General features: G+C 69.7%; 3 protein-coding genes and 1 rRNA gene. 2 read left to right on the plus strand and 2 right to left on the minus strand.

What is annotated here, in order from left to right:
* A 16S ribosomal RNA gene (locus ACQUQ1_RS21485) occupies positions 1 to 897 on the minus strand; the annotation flags it as partial.
* A 326-nt stretch (positions 898 to 1,223) separates the two neighbouring features.
* Here ACQUQ1_RS21485 and ACQUQ1_RS21490 point away from each other — a divergent pair.
* The gene (locus ACQUQ1_RS21490) at positions 1,224 to 2,837 is read left to right on the plus strand and encodes an HTTM domain-containing protein (protein WP_435066263.1); all 1,614 of its coding nucleotides are present in this window, start codon (positions 1,224 to 1,226) and stop codon (positions 2,835 to 2,837) included.
* Between the two features lie 60 nt (positions 2,838 to 2,897).
* On the opposite strand, the gene ACQUQ1_RS21495 is transcribed toward ACQUQ1_RS21490, so the two are convergent.
* Positions 2,898 to 4,187 carry a Cdc6/Cdc18 family protein gene (locus ACQUQ1_RS21495; protein WP_435066264.1) on the minus strand — a complete coding sequence of 430 codons (1,290 nt, stop codon included), beginning with the start codon at positions 4,185 to 4,187 and terminating at the stop codon, positions 2,898 to 2,900.
* A gap of 982 nt (positions 4,188 to 5,169) precedes the next feature.
* On the opposite strand from ACQUQ1_RS21495, the gene ACQUQ1_RS21500 reads away from it, so the two are divergent.
* Positions 5,170 to 5,618, plus strand: a 449-nt coding sequence (locus ACQUQ1_RS21500) for an HAD family hydrolase (protein WP_435066265.1), incomplete at its 3' end; no start/stop codon positions are given.

Here is a 5,618-nt window from a genome sequence, read left to right on the forward strand (position 1 = left end):
CGCAGGCTCCTCCGGTTGTAGTGCTCCCCCGCCAATTCCTTTAAGTTTCATCCTTGCGGACGTACTTCCCAGGCGGTTCGCTTCTCGGCTTCCCTACGGCACAACACAGACACGTAGTCTGCGTCGCACCTAGCGAACATCGTTTACAGCTGGGACTACCCGGGTATCTAATCCGGTTCGAGACCCCAGCTTTCGTTCCTGACCGTCGGATCAGTTCTCTCGAAGTGCTTTCGCCATCGGTAGTCCGTCCAGGATTACGGGATTTCACTCCTACCCCGGACGTACTCTTCGAGTCTCCCTGTCCCAAGCCGGACAGTTTTCGCCGGACGCCTACCAGTTGAGCTGGTAGATTTCCCGACGAACTTGCCCGGCCGGCTACGAACGCTTTAGGCCCAATAAGATCGGTCATCACTCGAGCTGCCGGTGTTACCGCGGCGGCTGGCACCGGTCTTGCCCAGCTCTTATTCGTGCACCGCCTTAGGGTGCACAAAAGCGAAGGCACTATGCCTCCGCACTCGGAGTCCCCCTATCGCACTGTCGTGCAGTGTAAAGGTTTCGCGCCTGCTGCGCCCCGTAGGGCCCGGAATCTTGTCTCAGATTCCGTCTCCGGGTTCTTGCTCTCACAACCCGTACCGATTATCGGCACGGTGGGCCGTTACCCCACCGTCTACCTAATCGGCCGCAGCCTCATCCTACAGCGTCGGAACGTTTCCGGGCCTCCCCGTTCAAGGAAGGGGCCCGTATCCGCTATTGACCTCAGTTTCCCGAGGATATCGCGGTCTGTAGGGCAGATCGGCCACGTGTTACTGAGCTTTCCGCCACGGGTCTGAGCCCGTGCGACTAGCATGGCTAAATCGGACTCCGATAGCAATGACCTCCGGCAGGATCAACCGGAATGTCTCCCCGTGAGGGGAGGGTTGGCGGGTCATATCGTGGCGACATCGTGGAACCGACCAGATGTCACCGAACTATCGGGGCTCACATCAGATGCCGTCTTGCGGCGGACCGCAGGGGCGGAATCCTCATGGCGTGACGCCGCGCCGACCGCGGCGCGCTTCACATCACATCGGATGGGAGTGGTACGTAAAAGCCCGTCGTCTCGCCGTCGCCGAGTTACGGCACAACGTGGGTACGTTTGTCACCCCACCCGGTTCGTCGGCGTCCGGGGTCGAGCCGTCGGTTCTTCACAAAGTATTCAACTCGGTGACCGGTGTAAGGGGAGTGTGGCCCTCCGATCGCGGTCGGCGAGCGCCGTCCGCGCCGTCCGGGCGGCGGCCGTCCGACGGCTCTCCGTCGACCCGCGGGCGCTCGTCGCGCTCCGGGTCGCGCTCGCGACGTTGCTGCTCGCGGATCTGGCGCTGCGAGCCCGCTCGCTTCGGTTCTTCTACACCGACGCCGGGAGCCTCCCGCGTGCGGCGCTGACTGCGGAGTTCCCGGTCGTCGCGCGGCTCTCCCTGCACGCGCTGTTCGGCGGCGCGTGGTGGACGGTCCTGCTGTTCGCGCTCGCGGCCGTCGCCGCGCTCGCGATGCTCGGCGGCTACCGAACGAGGACCGCAGCCGTCTGCTCGTGGCTGCTGCTCGTCTCCCTGCACGCGCGCAACCCCCTCGTCTTGAACGGCGGCGACTCGCTGCTGCGACGGACGCTCCTGTGGAGCCTGTTCCTCCCGCTCGGTTCGGGACTCTCGATGGGAACGGTCCGGCGCGCGGTCGCCGGCGGCGACGAGGCCGGCGGCAGCGACGGAGGCGACGGGGGCGACGCGGCGGGCCGAGTGGGATCCGTCGAGCGCTGCACACACCCGGCCGCGGCGGCCCTGCTGATTCAGCCGGTCGTCGTCTACGCCGTCAACGCGGTCATCAAGCTCCGGGGGTCGGCGTGGCCGAGCGGGCGGGCCGTCCGGACGGTCTTCCGCATCGACTCGCTGACGGTGCTGTTCGGCGACGTGCTGGCGGGGTACCCGACCGTGCTGACGGTGCTCGGGATCGGGTGGCTCGCCCTGCTGTGCGGTTCGCCGCTGCTGCTGCTCACGACCGGGCGCGCTCGCGTCGCCGTCGTCGCGGCGTTCGCCGCCGCACACGTCGGGATGGCGCTCACGCTCGGCGTCGGCCTGTTCCCGCTGATCAGCGTCGCCGCGCTCCTCCCGTACCTCCCCACGCGCGTCTGGGACGCCGTCGAGCGGCGGTGGGACCCGGCGGCGACGCGGCTCCGTTCGATCGGCACCGCGGCCCGCGGGGCGGCGGCGGGACCTCTCGCGGCTCCGATAGACGGGGTCGCGCGAGCGCGCGAACGAGCGTCAGTCGAAGGCGCCGAGAGCCCGAACCGAGCACGCGTCGTCGCGACGGCCGGACGGGCGGGTCGCGTCGTCGCGGCCGCGGGGCTGGTCGTCGTCGTAGCCTGGAACGCCGCCGCGCTGGGATACGTCGATACGCCGGACGTCGGGGAGACGGCGGTCAGTCCCGGGGAGACGCGCTGGGACATGTTCGCGCCCGCGCCGCCCCGCAACGACGTGTGGTACGTCGCGCGCGGGACGCTCCGCTCCGGCGGCAGCGTCGAGGTCATCCGCGGCGGCGAGTTCACCTGGGAGCGGCCCGACGGCCCCTGGACCTCGTACCCGAGCGCGCGCTGGCGGAAGTACCTCGAGGTGGTCCGCTGGAGCGACGACGACCGCCTCCGGCGGCACTTCGCGGCGGCGCTGTGCGACCGGTGGAGGTGGAGACACGGCGGCGAGCCCCTGGACCGGGTCGTCGTGTACGCGGTCGTCGAGCCGGTCGAACCGGACGGGTCCGGCGAGGTCCGGCGCGAACGGGTCCGCGGGCACGACTGCCCCGCCGGCGGGTGAGGGCGGGTCCCGAGAAACACTCGAAAACCGGTGTCCCCGCGTCGCCGAGGGCGACGACCGTCAGGCGTCCGCGAGGCCGGCGTCGCGGAGGATGCGCTCGATGTCGAGGGAGACGCCGTCGAGGGGGAGCTCCGAGTCGTCGATGGCGTCGCCGACCTGTTCGACGGTGAGCGCCTCCGAGAGCTCGTAGGTGTTGTACTGGCCGCCGCGCAGGCCCTCGTTGTTCTGATACGAGTGGAGGAACCCGAGCATGTCGAGGCGGGTGAGGTGGTTGTACATCCCCCGCTGGCTCAGCGGGTCGTCGCCGGCGGCCTGCGCGAGCCGTCGGTAGGCCGCGTGGATCGCCTTCGTCCGCACGGGCGTGCGGCCGTCGGCGTCGAGGCGCGCGACCGCAGAGAGGATCAGTTGCTTGTGCTGGTCCTGGTCGGCGACGGACTCGACCATGTCGCCGTAGTCGAGTTCCTCCTTCGCGGCGTACACGTCGTCGGGTTCGATCGGGACGTGCCCCTCGTTCTCGGCGTGTTCGGCCGCCTGCTTCAGCAGGTCCATCGCGCGGCGGGCGCTCCCGGAGGAATTGCGGACGGCGAGCGCGGCACACAGCGAGAGCACCTCCTTGCCGTAGGTGTCGGGGTGGAGGGCGCGCTCGGCGCGCGCCTCGATGATCTCCTCCAGTTCCTCGGCGGTGTAGGCGGGGAACTTGATCTCCGTCTCACACAGCGTGTCGCGGACCTTCGGCGAGAGGTTCGAGCGGAAGGTGTAGTCGTTGGAGATGCCGATGAGGCCGATCCGGGTGTTCTCGACGTAGCCGATGTCGCGGGCGCGCGGCAGGTCGTACAGCAGGGTGTCGGACTCGCCGACGCGGTCGACCTCGTCGAGCACGATGAGGACGGTGCCGCCGATGTCGTCGAGCTCGTCGTACAGCATCTCGTACACCTCGCGGGCGGCGTAGCCCGTCGAGGAGACCGTCTCGCCGTCGCGCAGCTCGTTCACGAGCGCGATGGCCACCTGGTAGGAGGAGGCGGTGCCGTCGGCGGGCGCGAGGTTCTGGCAGTTCACGCGGACGTAGGTGAACCCGCGCGCGTCGCCGGGGGCGTCGTCGTTGCGCGCGTCGATGTCGGCGTCGAGCTCCTGGAGGAGGTACTTCGTCGCCGCCGTCTTCCCGACGCCGGTGTCGCCGTAGAGGAACGCGTTCCGGGGCGGCCGCCCCTTGTACACCGGCTTCAGCGCGTTCACGTAGTCCTGCATCACGTCGTCGCGGCAGAGGATCTCCGCGGGCGTGTGCTCCTCGGTGAACAGGTCCGCGTTGCGGATGATCTCCACGTCGTCCTCGAATATCGAGCTCGACCCCATGTCGCACCCGCCTCTGGGGCGACCCCGGTGATAAGGCTGTGGAAGTGCGAGTGCTTTCGGGTGCTTTCGAGTGTTCACCGGGGGGCTTCGAGTGCTCTGCGAGTGAGTGCGGGTGACTGCGAGTGTTTCCCCTCGCGGACGGCGTTCCGACACCGGTGTTCGAGTGCCCCGCCGGTGTTCGAGTGCCCCGCCGGTGTTCGAGCGTGTTCCCGCCCGACGTGGAGGACCCGACCGCCCCGGACCCGTCGGGACCCCCGGACCCCGATCGACCGGACGGACCGGCGGGACACACACCGGTTTTCGAGTGCTTTCGCCGGCCGGGGGAGGCGGGTGGGCGACGGTCGTCCGGCCGGCGGATCCGAACACCGGATTTCGAGTGCTTCGCCCGACGGCCCGGCACGCGTCGTGGTCGGACCGCCCGGACGAGCCGGCTTCGGGCCGCCGAACCGGGATCCGTGGTCGAGTCCTGTGTCCGGGTCACGCCGGCGGTCCGCTCCCGGACGCCGCCGCCGGCCGACCCCTCCCACACCGGATTTCGAGTGCTTTCCGCGACCGGGACCGGGGACCCCGTGCTCGGGATCGGCGGCTACGCCGCGGGCAGTATATAAATGCGGACGAGGAGGAGAGTCGGCGGATCGTCCCGGCGTTCGAGACCGGCACACGTCGGCCTCTCGGGCGTTCGACTACGCTACTACTAGCTAGGATCGAAATAGATATACTATACGCGAGGCGGCCCCGTGACGAACCGGCCCCCCACCCTCGCGCCGAAAGCACTCGAAAACCGGTGTCAGGGAGTCACGGTCGAGGGCGCCGTCCGGGGTCGGGACACCACACCGGTTTGCGAGTGCTTCACAGTCGCCGCGGGCGCGTGGTCCCGATATCGGCCGAGCACGACGGGCCCGGTCGGTCGGGAGACCCCACCGCCTTTCGAGTGCTTTCGCCGCCCGAACGCGTTTTGCGCGTCGACCGCCAACCGGAGTCCATGCGAACGGGTCGGTACGCGGCGACGGTGTTCGACCTCGACGACACGCTGTGTCGCCGCGACGGCGACCCCGACGCGCTGTACGCCCGGGCGTTCCGGCGGGCGGGCGTCGAGCCGTTCGGCGAGCCCGCGGACCTGTGGGCGGCGCTGACGGGGGCGCCGACGCCGAACGACGAGCGGTCGTACTTCGCGGCGGGGTTCAGGGTGGTCGCGGCCCGGCACGGGCGGGCCCCGGTCGACGCGGACGCGCTGGCGGACGGCCTGCTCTCGTCGATCGATCACGGGGCCGTCTCGTACGCGCCCGGGGCGCGCGAGGCGCTCGCGGCCGCCCGTCGGCGCGGGCCGGTGGGGGTCCTCACGAACGGCCCCGAATGGCGGCAGGCGCCGAAGTTGGAGTCCCTGGGGCTGACCGACGCGCTCGACGCGACGGTGTACGCGGGGGACATGGC

Source organism: Halobaculum sp. EA56 (genome assembly GCF_051195075.1).
Classification (GTDB): Archaea; Halobacteriota; Halobacteria; order Halobacteriales; family Haloferacaceae; genus Halobaculum.

What these genes read in the sequence shown, in the direction of transcription:
- ACQUQ1_RS21495 (WP_435066264.1), bottom strand. Translation starts at nt 4,187, where the DNA reads ATGGGGTCGAGCTCGATATTCGAGGACGACGTGGAGATCATCCGCAAC.